This window comes from Paenibacillus sp. MAHUQ-63, assembly GCF_028765165.1.
GTDB lineage: Bacteria > Bacillota > Bacilli > Paenibacillales > NBRC-103111 > Paenibacillus_E.
In genome coordinates this window covers 1,449,901-1,464,850 of sequence record NZ_JARADB010000002.1, presented here as the reverse complement: position 1 = coordinate 1,464,850, position 14,950 = coordinate 1,449,901, and the positions used below count along the sequence as shown (strand labels likewise).

Below are 14,950 nucleotides of genomic sequence, written 5' to 3'. Positions count from 1 at the left end.
GTCTCTCTTTAGTTAATTCTTCGCACCGGCTGCAGCTGTATCGGCTTTGGCCGCTTGATTGGTTGCGATCGCTTTGGTCGATTGCTCTTCGATCATGCGGAGCGCCGTTACGGTATCTTTAGATTCTTTGAAGATCAGTGGTGCAAAAACGTTCTGCATCGGGACATCGTACCAGATTAAACCTGCAGAACGTGCTGCCGGCGGCATCGCGGTTTTGCCGTAGAAGATCGCGCTTGTGTTCTTGCCTCTCATCTGCGTCAAGTTTTGCCCGAATGCCTCTTGCACCGCTTTGGTTTCTGTCGGCACGATAACCCCTTCTTTCGCGAGGTCGATTTGATGCTCCTCGGAGAGCAGCGCCGCCATCACTTGGAAGGCAAGATCCTTCTTCTTGGATTGTTTCGTAATATACATGGAGTATACATTCGGTTGATACCTTGTATCCATAGCTTCCTTGAAGGAAGGCACCGATACGATATCGAAGTTCAAATTCTTATTTTGCTCGTGATACGTGACCAAATGATCGACGGTCGCTACAGCCATCGCAATGTTGCCTTTGGTAGCAAAGGTTTCGACCGTATCGAATTGATTCGCAGGAATATCATAGAACCGGCGCAAATTGTCTACAACATTTTTCCACTCCGGCGAGCTCAAGCTTGCTTTGTCCTCCGTGGCGCTTAGCGGAGACAGCGATAGCTGGTTATAGTTCATATAATGACCCGGATTCTGGGAAAATCCTTTATACGTAATCTCACCGTCTACACGGGTTAGCTTCTTGGCCATTTCATAGATTTCGTCATAGGTCATCCCGTTCTTCGGATAGTCAACACCGAACTTGTCGAAAATATCTTTGTTATAGAAGAGAACGAAATCATTATTGTTGTATGGCAAGCCATAAATGCTGCCATCCTTAGTCAGGTTACTCATTTGGGCCATCAAGGCCGGATTGAGCTTGGTCGTGTCAAAATTATATTTCTTAATCAGATCCCGGATATCATATTGCAGGTCATTGTCAATGATCCAACGTTGCACGTTCATGCGGGTGTTATCGAGGATGAGATCAGGTACGGTCCCGGCGGCTATCAGATCTTTATATTGTCTGCCGGGATTATCCCAGTGGACGTGCTTGACCTTAATATCCGGAAACTTCTTCTTGATGAAATCGCCGATTTGTTTATCGAAATTTTCTTCTTTGGCGAAATAAGGAGGATTGACCGTATAGATGAATAACTCATTATCAGGCGTGGCGACGGCAGGTTTGCTATTGCCTCCAGTTTCGCCAGCAACTGGATTGGAACTGGTGCTGCCTCCCTGCTCGCACCCTGCCAAAATCGTCAGTGCAGCAGCAACTGCTAGAAACTTTTTCATTGTTTTGTATCCCTCCGATTTGTTTGTTAATGCCAAAAAACCGTTGAAAGCGCTTAAATTTCCGATGATAGAAACGGTTTTCGACACCATTTCAATTCAAAATTCTTGATTTAACTTTATTATGAATCCACTTTGTATAAATTAGGGCTGTATTTCATTTTTATAGGTTATTTGTTCCATCTTTCCATACAACCCTCTCCGGCCTCATTGGTGACTCGCATGGGCATCTGTGGCAATTGGGTAGAAACATTCGTTTTGGGGAAAAATATCCTAGAGTACGTCTACTAGACTTAGTTGGAGTGTCCGCTTATGAGAGTCATTGTTGCATATGCCACGATTTTTATTACCAGCCTATCGTACTTGGTCATAACGGATGTTGTGACAGGAATGAAGCTCGGTGAAGCTATCGATGTCCTGCGGGAATCTTTCTACGTAGGAACTACCCTCGAATATTGGGCGTTCGTTATCTTAATACTCGTGCCGGTTTTGGCTGCGATCTTTAAACCGCTCCAATCGTTGCTGAGAAGCAAATTCCCTCCAAGCCATAAATCCAAATAGCTCAACGTTTAAAGAAGTAAGGCTTATTTCTCATTCCCGACCTTCTGATATACGCATTGACATGAACGTCGATCTGGCTGTTTGCAAAGATTTCCGGCCATTTCCCTTCCATTTGCGCCCATTGCTCAGGGAAGTTCCGGTATACTTGATCGCCAAAACCGAATACATCCGCCTGCAGCTCTTGAGCGATCTTAACGGTCTCCTTAACAACCTTCTCTGTCTCAGCAGCCCATTGCTGTTGAATTTGCAGAACTTCCTTTCGTTTGCTTAAATCAATCGGACAGTGAACCTCGCCGATGGTGCCTTCCTCGTCAATGTCGATCTGGAAGGATACCGTGCCCTTCTCAACACGCGCTTGAACTTTGGTCTTGGATCGAACCAATTCGACGGAAGTGCCGTCCTGCATTCCCTTGCAAGAAAGATTGATCACCGTGCCATTCATATGATTCTGAATCCACAAGATCCCGCGGGCCTCATCGCCTTCTACCCATTTCTTCAGCTTTTTATCTTTGAATATAGCGATGCCTTTCATTTCGATGTAAGCAGGAAGCTTGGTTTTCTCCATATTCCCTTTGGTTTCGCCAGTTCGTTTATCACCGATGAAATGTACCCCGCTTATAGCGACTTCTCCCTTGCCAATCAACGCGTGTAGAACATCCGTTACTTTCGAATTAATATTTTCCGCCCATATGTTCGAGGTCAATTCAAGCCGTTTGGCGTTGCCCTCGGCAGGATTTTTTTCCATGGGAGTCATAATTCTCATTACGGCTTCGGCATCGCTGCCTCGGGCAATCAGCACGTGAGAGGTTAGACGCAGCTCATGGGATCTTTCGAGGAAATCGAATAAATCCTCAATCCCTTCCCTGGCCAGCGTTTCCCCGATTACAATTTGTTGGATATGGGCAAAAAATAGTTTGCGCGGCACTTTCTGTGAAGTTTTCCGCAGGGCTCCGAACAGCGTAGCATCGGAAGCCGAATGGATCACGATGGGCAGATTCATCCCTCCCCCCTTAACTCCGGCTGCTACCGCATTGGGAATAATCGTCTGAAAGGACAGATGGTACTCCTTCGTCGCCGGATCTCGATCGATGCCCATGCCAACCACAACCGCCATATCATTCAGTTCCCTGCTGTTCCAGCAACCTGCCAATACTAGCATGATCGAAACGCCTAGCAGAATTGCACATGGCTTTGCCAGCTTCACCTTAGTCACTCCCCGAGTGTTCCTCATGTTCCGATGATGTTGCAGGAGAAATCTCCATGCGGATGTTATTATCCTGGCTTAATAAATGCGGCCTGGTGAAAAACGTTTTCAGCGGAAATTTAAAGATTGAATCCTTCTGATCTTCCAGCGTGAATGGGCCTAAGGGGGACATATATGGAAAACCGAAAGATCGCAGTCCGCTCATATGCGCCAGAATCACAATGCTGAGTATGGCCATCCCATAAAATCCGAGCATGCCTGCTGCAAATATCATACTAAACCGCAGCAGCCGTATGGCCAGCGCCATGCTGTATGCGGGAGTCGCAAAGCTTGAAATACCTGTCAATGCGACGACAATCACCATAGCCGGTGATATCAGACCTGCTTCGACGGCAGCTTGTCCCAGTACGAGTGCTCCTACGATTGATACTGCTTGCCCGATAGCGCGCGGCATTCGAATGCCTGCTTCACGCAAGATTTCAAAAGTCACTTCCATAATGAGAGCTTCAACGAATGCCGGGAAGGGTACGCTCTCTCGCTGCGCCATCAAGCTGATTAGTAACGGAGTCGGGATCATCTCCTGGTGGTATGTAATGGAAGCCACATAAATCGATGGAACGAACAAGGAGATGAGGAGTGCCCCGAACCTTAAGAGCCTTATTGCACAAGCGACTTCGAAGCGTTGGTAATAATCCTCGGCCGATTGAAAATATACGAAAAAGGTCACAGGAGCAATTAAAACGAAGGGCGTGCCATCCACGAAAATCGCAACTCTCCCTTCCAGCAAATTTCCTGCGACCGTATCCGGCCGTTCGGTATTATGGATGGTCGGGAAAATCGTCATTGTTTTGTCTTCAATTAACTGCTCGATATAGCCCGAATCCAGAATGCCGTCAATATGAATTCTATTCAATCTTTCCTTAACTTCCTTGACGAGCTTGTCATTCGCCAGACCTTTCACATACATAATGGCAACATCCGTCTGGGTGACGCTCCCGACTCTTATTGTATCCAGCCACAAGTTGGAGCTCTTGATTCTTCGGCGCACAAGCGCGACGTTAGTTCCGATCGATTCCGTGAACCCCTCCTTCGGCCCGCGAATGACGACTTGCGTCGAGGGTTCCGTGATCGTTCTGGACTCGCCGCCTCTCGTTCCGCACACGATCACCTCTTTATAACCGTCAATAAAGATCGCCGTGTCGCCGGATAATATAGCCAGAATGACGCTGTCCCAATCCATCATCGGCTTGACTTCGCCGATCGTCAGAGCGTTATCGCGAATGAAGTCATACAGATTTTTATCCTTCTTCATGCTATCGAAAGCTTCTTTCTCTATCCCGGTCATCAGCGCATGCAGTACAAATCCGTTCACCATTTTCCGGTCTGTTACGCCATTCGTGTAGACGGCGGCCACCTGCGCACCCACGCTCCCCAGTTCGAACTGACGAATCGTGATGTCAGGACTATGGCCAAGAAGAACCCGGATGTAATGGAGGTTCTCGGACAGCTCCGGAAATAAAAGCGACTTCGTCTTGCTTCCTTCGCTCCCGGATGTTCCCGGCGTCTTGTATTCCATTGTTCTGCTGCGTAATCGGTTCCACGGAAACACGATGCCACCCCTGATTTCATAATCACTTGCTGCGGTATAGCCCAAACTGTTTCCGCAATATGTGCACCGCGAACAACAGAATAGGAATCATAGTATTAAACAATGGCTGAACGAAGTTTTCCGATAGAGCCCCTTCTTCTCCATGCTCCTGGAAACTCCATGCGGACATCATCGATACGAATAGGATGACCATGACAACGGGATACACCATTTTGCGCGGTTCCTCTATTTTGAATATGTCTGATGCGACACTAATGGCAGCGTAGGCGTACACCGTCATTTTGAAGAATACCCCGATAATTAATGACAACATCACGACGGCATCCAACCGTTGGATGAAATCTGCAATATTAATGATGCCAATCATCGTCAGCAGCGGGAATACGGCACGTCCATAAATATCGGGACCTAGCACGGCAATTTCCACAGCATGGGTGAAGCTTAGCAGCAGTCCGCTGGTAGTCAGTGCGAGAAGACCGGCTTTGCGGGCGGTTCTCTCTTGATTCAGATGAGGCAGGACGGTTGTGAAGCTAATGACTTCTGCGAATGGAAATGAAAATGTATATGGGTATGCGGAGTGAAAAAGAGCTCCCCATCCTTCGCTGCCAGCTAATGGGAGTAAATTCTTCAAATCGATAACGCCGGAAATGAGAATCAGCACATGGCTTATGAGACCAAGACAAAGTGTAATAATCAAATAGATTTCGCCAAGCCGGAATAACACCTCGACCCCTTTTCTTAGAACATAGATAACACCGAGAACCATCACAAGATGGATGACGAAGAGAGGCGTTTTGTCGTAGGACGCTGTAATCAGCAGATCGCCCGCTTCACGCAAATTACGCCCCGAGCAATATATAAAAAATGAGATGTACAATAAACAGAGAGGCCAGCCGATATAAGATCCGACTATTCGACGAATGTATTGGCTTAGGATTAACTGAGGAAATTGACGGTATAAGTAAACAAAAACGAGGTATAAGAGCAACCCCCCTGGCAGGGCCATCAGCACGGAGATCCATGCCCCTTGTTCCGCCTTCATGCCGATAGGAAGAACCAGGGCCGTGCCTAACTCAAACAATATGATCATGGCGAACAGCTGGCTTGCGTTGATGACCGTTTCGTTCTTCACGTAAATGAGCACATCCCCTGGTTACGTTGAGTATTGAAATACGTTTATGTAGTATGCCTTTATCCACTGGAAAATATTATAAAAATACCGGAGTTGTATTGCCTAGTTATCTGACAAGGTTGCGCTCACATAGTGTAATACAGGAACGTAATGCCAGCGGATAAGGGAGTTGTGGGACATGACAGATAAGAGCTTTGAGGACGGTGCGCTCTTTGAGCTCCGGTTTTGGCTGCAGATTCTGGGCGATCACGGGAGGTTTATTCGGGATAGTTTGGCTCCGGGCGAAGTCGAGGAAATCTCGCAAGCACAGCAGTACATTCAAGCTTATGATCTCATGCTGGGAACAGCACGGCAGCCATTGAATCGCGATCGTATCGCGGCGTTACTTCAAGATGTTAACCCTTGGACGTCACATTTGCGTGCTTATAAACTGCATTTGTTGCAGCGCTCGCTGACCGGACAGATCGGCATCCACCTGCCACCGACCTTTTTGAATCATATGGTTAACGAGCTGGAAGAAGCGATGCGCGTCTTTGCAGCCTTGACAAGCGGGAAGCTGCCTCCGGTCGGGCCGGCGGTTCACGAGCATCTGGTATGGCTGCAAGATGCGGTCGGCCACGCGGGCAGCCTGGCAGGCCAATTCGATCTGGTAGAGAAAGGATGGAAGAATAAGAGCGAGGAATTTGAGCGCTATTTCCAAGACTTCTATCTCAAGGCAGTTGAGCTTGCGGGGTATATGCGTACTTCGTTGACGGATTTCCCTGCATTGCGGCGGTTTAATCAAGAAACGAATACGGTTATGCTTCTCTTCATGAAATTTCTGGCCGAAGTGGAGGAGCTCACGGCCGGTAAGGAAGTTATGAGCACCTTAACCCAACTGATGCCGGATCATATGTACCGTGAAGAGTGCTATTATTTGACTAAACTTTCTCATGCCTCCGGCCATGTGCCCACCCCCGATTGCGATCCCGCAAAGCCTAGAGCCGGAAGCTAAATCACATATACGGGAGCTCGGCCTGCAGGGGTCGCATCGGCCACGATGTTTGTTTTCGTTCTAAAATGGTTAAAATTTAATAAAAACTCATTGAAGAATTCCTAATGGAGACTATGCCGAACTCCCTGCCCTACCTCATCTTAGTCGCGGTATGCACGATCGCTCTATCGGTCATGCTGCTTCACAAACGCGCATTGTCGCCGTTGATCTTGCTTCTTTCCTATTCCGGCATGATCTACGTCTTTGAATTTTTCATATTCGTCTTGTTCCATAGCTACAGTTATTCTCCGAAGATTGTTGGCACGTCGTACTACGACAATGTATTGGGCGCCGTCTTCTCCAATCTGATCTCGGTACCTGCAGCCGCCGCATATGTGGCCGTCTACCAATTGAGCTGGCGGTGGATCGCCTTCTTTGCATTCGCCTTCGGCGCCATCGAGCTGTCATTCCTAAGACTTGGCATCTATGAACATCATTGGTGGCGCACGGCTTATACGATCGTCTCGCTGATCATTTTCTTCCGATTGGCTCGACAATGGCCGATATGGCTGTCAGGACGCCACCAAGCGATCAAGTTCGTTACGCTTGTTATGTATGCTTGGAGCGTAGTAGCGACAATGATTTTCGTGTTTGCCCTGACGAACATTCGAATCTACCATGTCGGTATTTTCGAAGATCCATACCATGACGATATTTTCTTCTCGGCCATGTATGGTTTCGTCAAAGCCCTCCTGCTCGCCGTCGCCGTGACAGTATCGCACCGCCTTTGGCGTCGAGCACTATGGCTCCTTCTTCTAATAGCGGCGCAATTTATCTTGATGCACCTTGGTTTATTAAAGGTCATGCTGCCGTTATGGCAATATTGGCTCATCTACATCCCCTGCTGTATAACCGTGATGTCGATTGTTGCCCTATGCAAACACAAGCTGGATCGATTCCAAGCGGAAGCTTGAGCCTAACATCTTTGAAGGCCGCAAAAAGTTGAGCTCCTTATCTCGCGAGCTCAACTTTTTTGCGTCATACGAACGCGAACGGCACCTATGATCCACAGCAATACCGGAATGCATACGATATTGATTGGGAATATCACATCAATCCAAAACTTCGCATAGCTCATCGAATCATTCGTATTCCGCGGGAGAAGTGAAATGACGAAGATGATCGGGGCTAACAACCAGGCGGTGTGCTTCCACTTTTTGAGGTGAAAGACTTGAGCGGTACCGTAGCTGGTAATGAAGAAGTACAGCGACAGTTTAATGAAAATGCCAATAATCCATAGCAAGACAGCCAACACATCGACATTCTGGATAAACTCCATAACGGAGAAATAGGTGATAGCCGAATACAGGGGATATATAAATTTGGCCGGCAAATTCGGACCAAACACCATAATCACGATCAGTGTCATGAGCAGTACGGCGAATGCAGCCGCAGCTACGCCGAATAAAGAAGAGAACATGGCTTGTTGAGGTTTAACCATAAAAGCGATTAGCATCACGACCATGAAGGATTCCCCTAAGAAGGATGCTGGGGCGGATTTGTCCGAAAATTCGCAGATGCCGCATGGCGATATCATAACAATTCACGAAACTATTTTGGAGCATGAGTTCGTTTTCTTCCAAGGATTGGCTAATTAGGCCTTGGTGTTCTCCACCAGGCCCAGGCTTAGGATGATTAGAACTTGGATTATGTGTATCAGCCATGGCCTGCCTCCCCCTTAAGAAATTTCACGAACCCGACGAACTGGCGATTATTAACAATATGATTTTATAGTTCCTCATTCAATTTGAATTATCCTCAAAATAAAAAGATCCGGCTCTTCTTATGAAAAGAGCGGATCTGATTCTTTCATCGATTAATGCGTAAAGACATGATGGCCTATAGTCACTTTAGCTGGTCTTTTTAAGCTCCAGGACGCTTTGGCGATAGCCGGATTGTAATAATATAGAGCTCCGGCTGTCGGATCCGAACCATTTAATGCGGCTTTGGCCGCGTTGTAGGCTGATGAATTCGGCTTGAGGTTAAACTGTCCGTCATCGATGGCGGAGAATTGACCTGGCTGGTGAATAACCTCAAGAATGGAGTCGGGGAATTGTTCGGATTGCACACGGTTCAGAACGACCGCTCCAACGGCAACTTGTCCCAGAAAGGACTCGCCTCTGGCTTCGGCATGTATGATGCGCGCCATTTCGTCCAGCACCGATTGTTTAGGTGCAACCGATTTCTTAAGTGCTGCCAGTGTTGCGGAATCCGCTTCACCATCAACGGTCAAGCCATAACCGGCTTGAAATTTACGGACGGCAAGCTTGGTCTGATTGCCATAAAATCCGGTAATTCCTGTTCGGAAGTATCCAAGTGCACTTAATCGTTCTTGCAAATCCAGAACTTGGTCACTCTGTGTGCCCTGCTCTAAGGATTGAGCACTGACCGGAACGGCCATTCCCATGACACCGAGGGAACAGACACAGATAAGAGCTTGTAGTTTTTTCTTCATGCTTCAAGATAACCTCCTCTTCCTTCTACGCGCCGCATTGCGCATGCGGCATGACAAATTTAGGGGTGTTGATCCGACTCAAGAGGTCGACTTCCACGCTCCACAACGCAAGTAACAGCCCCAAGCTGTCCATATAAACTTCGGGGGAAATCCCTTTTAAGGGTCGCAAACGGTGAAAAAACTAAGCGGATGGCTGAAATATAGCTGTATATAGTGATCCCTTTATTGAGGCATTCCCCTCTCAAAAGATGAATTTAACGGGATAATTTCCAGTTAAGTTCGTCGGGAATCGGCGGGTGTATAAACATAAAAAAAGCCGCTATATACGCGGCAATCCCATCAATTTGAAGTTGTCATACTGTTAACGTTCTGCTGCGCTCTAACCTATTCTAGCCACATCATACAATAGGCGGAGCGGTTGTTTTACTCTCGTGTTTCTATTGAAAATATTTATCGAACATTTTGTCAGCCGTTCTAGTCGCAAGAGCTTGTGTCGTAAGCGTGGGATTCGCGCCTCCCAACGAATTGAAGTGTACGCTATTATCAGCAATGTATAACCGTTTGATTTGATAGGACTCGCAGCTGGTATCCACGACGAAGCCCATTCGCATCGTACTTTCCATATGGATCATCAGAGAGGCCGGCCAATCCGTCCGGAGCAGCTTCTTAGCTCCTGCTCGCCTCAAGATATCTACCGCGATTTTGACAAGTTCATCCCGATTCTTCGCTCCCCGACGACCTGGAATGTAGTTCACTTGCGGGATGGGTCCATGTTCGTCTTGAAGTACAGGATCCACGGAAACCCCATTGCGCATATTGACCTCGTCATCGGCGAAGATGACGATGCTTAACGTTCTCCTGTAATTCTCCATCCACTGCTGCAGCTCGGGACCTGCAACACGGCCTTGAGCATACCCCGGATAACCGGCATGAGGCTGCTGCATTGAACTGTATCCGGATTGGCTTATGCCAAAACTCATAGAGGCTGTTAACCCTGGGCTTAAGCCCGTGACCAGAATCGATCCGAGCCCGGGATAATCCAGTCTTCCGCCTGAAGTATGGCCGACAAAGGGATTGATCTCCGGACTTCCGAGGATCGACATCAAATCTTTCTCTTCGAACATGCCCGTAACCCAGTCGAAATAATGATTCACCAGCCCTTTACCTACCCATGGGTTATGGGGCAGTCCCGAATTCAGCCAGAGCCGGGGGCTTTCAATCGCTCCGGCAGCCATAACGACGACGCCGGCCCTGATCTCCTCGATCTCCCCCGTCCATGTATCCCGTAAGCGTACGCCGGTTGCGCGCAGCCCGTCTCCAGGATGAGACTCCGTCAAAATTTTGATAACGTATGAATTGGGTCGAACCGTCACGCCGCCTGTTCGCAGTGCAAGCGGAATATAGCTCACGTTGGTCGATCGTTTGGCAATTGCATCAACGGATGGCCCGTGCGGACATCCGTTGATGCAATGTCCGGCAAGCGTGCAGCCCTGCATCCAGGACAACTGCTCTTCCGAATAATCGGGATTCGTTAGGTTCTTATTGGGAGGGAGAATTGCGTTAGGCTGCGGACGGTAGCCAGGAACTGTCACATCGAGTGTCGGGATCAGCGGCCAGCCTGCTTTCTTGGCACCGTAGAAAAAAAGTTCCTCTTTGGAAGTAACAGGTGCAAAATCTACTGGCAGCGTCGCTTCCACTTGTTCGTAATAGGGAACCAGCTCTCGGTACGCAATCGGCCAGACCTGATCGACCACCAGCGGAAAGGCACGGGGACAATTGGCCAGATAAGATTGCGTCGTCCCGCCTACACCGGCGTTTTGCCAAACAAATCCGCGCTGAGTGACATTCCGAAACCACGGAGCACGCGTACGTTCCGCGGGTCCCCAGCGTAATTTACCGGAAATCAAATTGTTCATTTCGAGTTCATCTTTGGTGTATTGCTCTTTGAATAGATGGATATTTAAATCTTCCGCCTTGGAACTGCTTTGTCCGCCTCGCTTCTGGTTGGGGCTAGGCCACTGTGAATTGCCATACCAAGGACCTGCTTCCAGCACGAGAATCTTCAAGCCCTTCTCCCCAAGTTCCTTGGCCATAACGGCTCCGCCGCCGCCGGAACCGATTACAATCACATCCGGGTCAATCATGCGGAGTTTCTCCTTTACCATGAGGATACGCCATTATAAAGCCGCGAAAGTCGCGGTAACCGAAGGCGGGACCGGGATAACCGATCAGACGCCACACCGACGGACAACTGGCATCAAGCCCGCTGCTGGGTGAGGATAACCGTAATGTTTCGTGTCGGAGCCATTCTGTATAGTAACCGAACATTGTAAGCTGATTGAGTGTATCTACCATAGTTTGTATCATCGCGGGGTTATTTTGATAGGGGGGAGGTGCCCTATGCAGTGAAATTTCAACCCGATCCAGCAGTTCCAGTGCCTGCAGCCTGTTCTCACGCGACAACACAGCGAATAGGCAAGTCTCTGGAGATAACCTGAGAGGCAGCGGAAGCCGCGCGAGCCCTCTCCGAATGAGCGCCTCGGCCCCTATATTCAGCAATTGAGCGGTCGATCTGGACAGAGGGACCGGCGTTTCCTTCTCCCCTGCAGGAACGAATTGCGAATGATCGATCTCTCGCCTAACGAATTGATCCACATGAAGCTGAACGGCCCCGGCTGCATATTCAACTTCTCCTGCTGCATGCTGTCGGCATGTTGGCGGAATAATCGCATCGACCAAAGCACGAAATGCCGCGTAAGTATACGCATCCCACATGACTTGTTCATCCATGGAAATCGTCATCCGACTCCCTCCCTGCTCTGCCGTGCCATTTCACTTCTACCTTCTACATATATTTGATTCTCAGCTTAGTATGTCAGTTGATGAAAAATAACTAGCAACCGCTCCTTCAGCGACAAGTTCTCCATAATTCTACAAAAAATTGCGAGAGCTGCACGTTTTCTGTAAACTAAGAGATAGAACAAAGTTAACGTTTGAATGGAGACGCGAAATGATGGAGCAGATCAGGAAATTGTTTATGAATCTAACGGTACGAAGGTTTTCAATCCTAATTCTAGTTGTTCTATTATTAATTGGGATAAGAGACATGCTGAACCTGGTGCTCCTCACCTTTTTGATGGCATTCCTAATGAGCAGTATTCAAAATTTGGTGACTCGTAAGCTTAGCAGATACATTCCTGTTAATAGCAAAGTCATTCTGATTATGCTGTATCTCGTGATGATTGCAGGCATTGTCCTATCCATTATTAATTACTTGCCCAAAGTTTTCGTTCAAATCATGCAATTAAAAGAAATTCTAGTCGGTTTAACGAATTTACCGGTCCCCCAGGACGAGTTTTCTCGTTATATGTACAAAACGTTGAAGGATTTAAATTTACAAGCGTATGTGAAACAAGGATTTGAGTACATGCTGAGAATCAGCAATTGGGGTACGACGTTTATCATGGCCACCATCTTGAGCTTTTTCTTCGTCTTGGAGAAGAAAAGAATCGTTGCTTTTACTTCCAAGTTGGAAGGGAGCAAAATTTCCTGGTTGTATGAAGAGCTGAAATATTTCGGTAAAAAGTTCAACCTGTCCTTCGGAAAAGTGATCGAAGCGCAGCTGCTTATCGCCCTCTTTAATACTATATTTACCGTGATCGGCTTATGGATATTAGGCTTTCCCTATCTGTTCGCACTCGCCATTATGATTTTCCTGCTCAGTTTAATCCCCGTAGCCGGCTTTCTTATTTCTTTGCTGCCATTAGGCATCATCGGCTACAATATAGGCGGCCTTTGGATGGTCATCTATGTGATCTCCATGATCATGGTGCTTCATTTCCTGGAAGGCTATTTTCTAAATCCAAAGCTGATGTCCTCCAAAATGAATCTTCCGATGTTCTACACGTTCATTGTGCTGATTTTCTCCGAGCATTATCTCGGTACGTGGGGATTGATTGTGGGAATACCGGTCTTTATTTTCCTCTTGGATATCATCGATGTCGATACAGGCAAAAAAGAGGTTGAATCCTGAAACAAACCAAATCATTCACATAAATAAGGAGCAATTTGCCGTTGGCAAGTTGCTCCTTATTCTTATTCTCGCATTCTATCACACTATGATTCTTTCCGACATAGACTATATATTATTGCTAGAGGAGGTGAAACGCGATGTTTAAGTTGCTTAACTACCTCGGCGGCCTCATTGGCGGCTTCAGTCTCATTTATGTCCCGGTAACCCAGCTGCTGGCCAGTCTGGATCCTCTACTAGACGCGGCAGGCATCATTACGGTCATCGTCTTCGCAATCGCTTTAATCGTCCATGGCGTTCGTTCCCTGTTAAAAAAAGCGTAACCGATCTGCATACCTGCATGAATCCCGGCCGGAGAGCTCCCGCCGGGATTCAGCTTGTATACCTAGCTCCACCGGTTAACCGACCAAGTTCGTTTCGATTTCGATATTGCCCCGGGTTGCCTTGTAATACGGGCAAATATCATGGGCTTCTTCAATGATTTGTTTGGCGATTCCTGGCTCGATGCCGTTCATCGTAATATCCAGTTTGACCGCCAGTACATAGCCGTCGCTTGCATCTTTCCCGATCGTCACATGACCGGTCACTTGAATACGCTCGGCTCTTAGCTTTTTGCTTCGCAGAGCAACGCCGATCGCACCTTCGAAGCACGCGGCAAACCCCGCCGCGAATAACTGCTCGGGATTGGTTCCTTGTCCGCCCGGCCCCCCTAATTCCTTGGGAATTTTCAGGTCCAAGTCAAGAATACCATCGCTGGAAACCGCTTTGCCTTCTCTTCCTCCTTGCACATTAACGGTTGCGGTGTACAATTTTTTTTGCATTTGAATCATCGCTTGAACACTCCTTTATACCGGAATATTGCGGCTCCTACATAGGGATGATCTACATCTTCTTCAGCCGGTAATAGATTTCCCGCGCTTTGCCTTTCTATCCGCCTCCCCTTGATGAACTTTCTTGATTTGGTTTACAATGGGGAATCATAGGAATTCTAATTAATGAGGTGGTGGCAGCATGATTGAACGAAATTCTGAAGGCCAGGCTCTGGATTTAAACCTCATTCGCGTGATCCGTAACATGGTGGATGCCCTGTACGGGAGCTTGGAACGCGATATTGAGAGCTATGGACTCCATATGGAAACCTTTCAAATCCTCGAATTTCTGTACAATCGAGGTCCGCATCCCATCCAGATCATTAGCGATACCTTCTCGATTCCAACGGGGAGTATCACCTATGTGGTAGATAAACTGGAGAAGAAGAGTTTCGTAGAGAGGCAGCCGATCCCGGGTGACAGGCGCAAAACAAACGTAGCGTTAACGGAGGAAGGGCGAAGCTATTTCGATCACATTTTTCCTAAACATGTCCAGAAGATCTCCGAAAATTTGTCCTATGTAACGGATGACGAGAAGCTGGAGCTGATTGGTCTGCTCAAGAAAATCGGATATGGCATCTCCAATCGGCAAGCCGACGCAGCCGGCAAGGGTTCGAATCCTCTTTGAACCCCAAAAAGACCCCCCGATTCCATCCCATGAATCAGTTGGGTCTCACAGAGCTGGGTCTGTTTGT

16 protein-coding genes are annotated in these 14,950 nt (G+C 47.8%); 6 read left to right on the top strand and 10 right to left on the bottom strand.

Annotated elements, in window-relative coordinates:
• Window positions 1-12: 12 nt before the first annotated feature.
• On the bottom strand, window positions 13-1,365 hold the full coding sequence (locus PUT07_RS14950; RefSeq protein WP_274468950.1) for an ABC transporter substrate-binding protein: 1,353 nt from the start codon (window positions 1,363-1,365) through the stop codon (window positions 13-15).
• Between the two features lie 309 nt (window positions 1,366-1,674).
• Between PUT07_RS14950 and PUT07_RS14945 the strand changes: the two genes are divergently transcribed.
• The gene (locus PUT07_RS14945; RefSeq protein WP_274468949.1) at window positions 1,675-1,923 is read left to right on the top strand and encodes a hypothetical protein; all 249 of its coding nucleotides are present in this window, start codon (window positions 1,675-1,677) and stop codon (window positions 1,921-1,923) included.
• 1 nt (window position 1,924) lies between these two features.
• On the opposite strand, the gene PUT07_RS14940 is transcribed toward PUT07_RS14945, so the two are convergent.
• The 3 genes from PUT07_RS14940 to PUT07_RS14930 are packed head-to-tail and all read right to left on the bottom strand — an operon-like array spanning window position 1,925 to window position 5,868.
• Window positions 1,925-3,127, bottom strand: a complete 1,203-nt coding sequence (locus tag PUT07_RS14940) for a Ger(x)C family spore germination protein (protein WP_274468948.1) — start codon at window positions 3,125-3,127, stop codon at window positions 1,925-1,927.
• A 1-nt stretch (window position 3,128) separates the two neighbouring features.
• On the bottom strand, window positions 3,129-4,703 hold the full coding sequence (locus PUT07_RS14935; RefSeq protein WP_379239800.1) for a spore germination protein: 1,575 nt from the start codon (window positions 4,701-4,703) through the stop codon (window positions 3,129-3,131).
• A 55-nt stretch (window positions 4,704-4,758) separates the two neighbouring features.
• Window positions 4,759-5,868 carry a GerAB/ArcD/ProY family transporter gene (locus PUT07_RS14930; RefSeq protein ID WP_274468946.1) on the bottom strand — a complete coding sequence of 370 codons (1,110 nt, stop codon included), beginning with the start codon at window positions 5,866-5,868 and terminating at the stop codon, window positions 4,759-4,761.
• A 178-nt stretch (window positions 5,869-6,046) separates the two neighbouring features.
• Between PUT07_RS14930 and PUT07_RS14925 the strand changes: the two genes are divergently transcribed.
• Together PUT07_RS14925 and PUT07_RS14920 are read left to right on the top strand one after the other, a co-directional pair.
• On the top strand, window positions 6,047-6,862 hold the full coding sequence (locus PUT07_RS14925; protein WP_274468945.1) for a DUF2935 domain-containing protein: 816 nt from the start codon (window positions 6,047-6,049) through the stop codon (window positions 6,860-6,862).
• A gap of 104 nt (window positions 6,863-6,966) precedes the next feature.
• Window positions 6,967-7,815: a hypothetical protein gene (locus PUT07_RS14920; protein ID WP_274468944.1), complete on the top strand. Its 849-nt coding sequence runs from the start codon at window positions 6,967-6,969 to the stop codon at window positions 7,813-7,815.
• A gap of 50 nt (window positions 7,816-7,865) precedes the next feature.
• Here PUT07_RS14920 and PUT07_RS14915 read toward each other — a convergent pair whose 3' ends face one another.
• The 5 genes from PUT07_RS14915 to PUT07_RS14895 all read right to left on the bottom strand — a co-directional run bounded on the left by PUT07_RS14915 (window position 7,866) and on the right by PUT07_RS14895 (window position 12,158).
• Window positions 7,866-8,366 (bottom strand): GerAB/ArcD/ProY family transporter, encoded by a 501-nt coding sequence (locus tag PUT07_RS14915; protein WP_274468943.1) that lies wholly within the window; start codon window positions 8,364-8,366, stop codon window positions 7,866-7,868.
• A complete protein-coding gene (locus PUT07_RS14910; protein ID WP_274468942.1) occupies window positions 8,335-8,565 on the bottom strand; it encodes a hypothetical protein in 231 nt (76 codons plus the stop codon). The genes PUT07_RS14915 and PUT07_RS14910 overlap by 32 nt, the downstream gene beginning before the upstream one ends.
• 152 nt (window positions 8,566-8,717) lie before the next feature.
• Window positions 8,718-9,356 carry a cell wall hydrolase gene (locus PUT07_RS14905; protein ID WP_274468941.1) on the bottom strand — a complete coding sequence of 213 codons (639 nt, stop codon included), beginning with the start codon at window positions 9,354-9,356 and terminating at the stop codon, window positions 8,718-8,720.
• 437 nt (window positions 9,357-9,793) lie between these two features.
• Window positions 9,794-11,500, bottom strand: coding sequence for a GMC family oxidoreductase N-terminal domain-containing protein (locus PUT07_RS14900; protein WP_274468940.1), 1,707 nt, complete (start codon window positions 11,498-11,500; stop codon window positions 9,794-9,796).
• Complete coding sequence (locus PUT07_RS14895; protein WP_274468939.1) at window positions 11,493-12,158, bottom strand: hypothetical protein; 666 nt, start codon at window positions 12,156-12,158, stop codon at window positions 11,493-11,495. Before PUT07_RS14895 ends, PUT07_RS14900 begins: the two co-directional genes overlap by 8 nt.
• Before the next feature lie 211 nt (window positions 12,159-12,369).
• On the opposite strand from PUT07_RS14895, the gene PUT07_RS14890 reads away from it, so the two are divergent.
• Window positions 12,370-13,389, top strand: a complete 1,020-nt coding sequence (locus PUT07_RS14890; RefSeq protein ID WP_274469331.1) for an AI-2E family transporter — start codon at window positions 12,370-12,372, stop codon at window positions 13,387-13,389.
• A 137-nt stretch (window positions 13,390-13,526) separates the two neighbouring features.
• Window positions 13,527-13,709: a hypothetical protein gene (locus PUT07_RS14885; protein ID WP_274468938.1), complete on the top strand. Its 183-nt coding sequence runs from the start codon at window positions 13,527-13,529 to the stop codon at window positions 13,707-13,709.
• 75 nt (window positions 13,710-13,784) lie between these two features.
• Here the strand turns inward: PUT07_RS14885 and PUT07_RS14880 are convergent, their stop codons facing one another.
• Entirely contained in the window at window positions 13,785-14,216 is a 432-nt protein-coding gene (locus PUT07_RS14880; protein WP_274468937.1) for an organic hydroperoxide resistance protein, read from the bottom strand.
• Window positions 14,217-14,397: 181 nt separating this feature from the next.
• On the opposite strand from PUT07_RS14880, the gene PUT07_RS14875 reads away from it, so the two are divergent.
• Window positions 14,398-14,883, top strand: a complete 486-nt coding sequence (locus tag PUT07_RS14875) for a MarR family winged helix-turn-helix transcriptional regulator (protein ID WP_274468936.1) — start codon at window positions 14,398-14,400, stop codon at window positions 14,881-14,883.
• Window positions 14,884-14,950 lie beyond the last annotated feature (67 nt).

Coding starts and splice junctions, on each gene's coding strand:
- PUT07_RS14950 (WP_274468950.1), bottom strand. CDS start 1,365: ATGAAAAAGTTTCTAGCAGTTGCTGCTGCACTGACGATTTTGGCAGGG.
- PUT07_RS14945 (WP_274468949.1), top strand. CDS start 1,675: ATGAGAGTCATTGTTGCATATGCCACGATTTTTATTACCAGCCTATCG.
- PUT07_RS14935 (WP_379239800.1), bottom strand. CDS start 4,703: ATGGAATACAAGACGCCGGGAACATCCGGGAGCGAAGGAAGCAAGACG.
- PUT07_RS14925 (WP_274468945.1), top strand. CDS start 6,047: ATGACAGATAAGAGCTTTGAGGACGGTGCGCTCTTTGAGCTCCGGTTT.
- PUT07_RS14920 (WP_274468944.1), top strand. CDS start 6,967: ATGGAGACTATGCCGAACTCCCTGCCCTACCTCATCTTAGTCGCGGTA.
- PUT07_RS14915 (WP_274468943.1), bottom strand. CDS start 8,366: ATGGTCGTGATGCTAATCGCTTTTATGGTTAAACCTCAACAAGCCATG.
- PUT07_RS14910 (WP_274468942.1), bottom strand. CDS start 8,565: ATGGCTGATACACATAATCCAAGTTCTAATCATCCTAAGCCTGGGCCT.
- PUT07_RS14905 (WP_274468941.1), bottom strand. CDS start 9,356: ATGAAGAAAAAACTACAAGCTCTTATCTGTGTCTGTTCCCTCGGTGTC.
- PUT07_RS14900 (WP_274468940.1), bottom strand. CDS start 11,500: ATGATTGACCCGGATGTGATTGTAATCGGTTCCGGCGGCGGCGGAGCC.
- PUT07_RS14895 (WP_274468939.1), bottom strand. CDS start 12,158: ATGACGATTTCCATGGATGAACAAGTCATGTGGGATGCGTATACTTAC.
- PUT07_RS14890 (WP_274469331.1), top strand. CDS start 12,370: ATGGAGCAGATCAGGAAATTGTTTATGAATCTAACGGTACGAAGGTTT.
- PUT07_RS14885 (WP_274468938.1), top strand. CDS start 13,527: ATGTTTAAGTTGCTTAACTACCTCGGCGGCCTCATTGGCGGCTTCAGT.
- PUT07_RS14880 (WP_274468937.1), bottom strand. CDS start 14,216: ATGATTCAAATGCAAAAAAAATTGTACACCGCAACCGTTAATGTGCAA.
- PUT07_RS14875 (WP_274468936.1), top strand. CDS start 14,398: ATGATTGAACGAAATTCTGAAGGCCAGGCTCTGGATTTAAACCTCATT.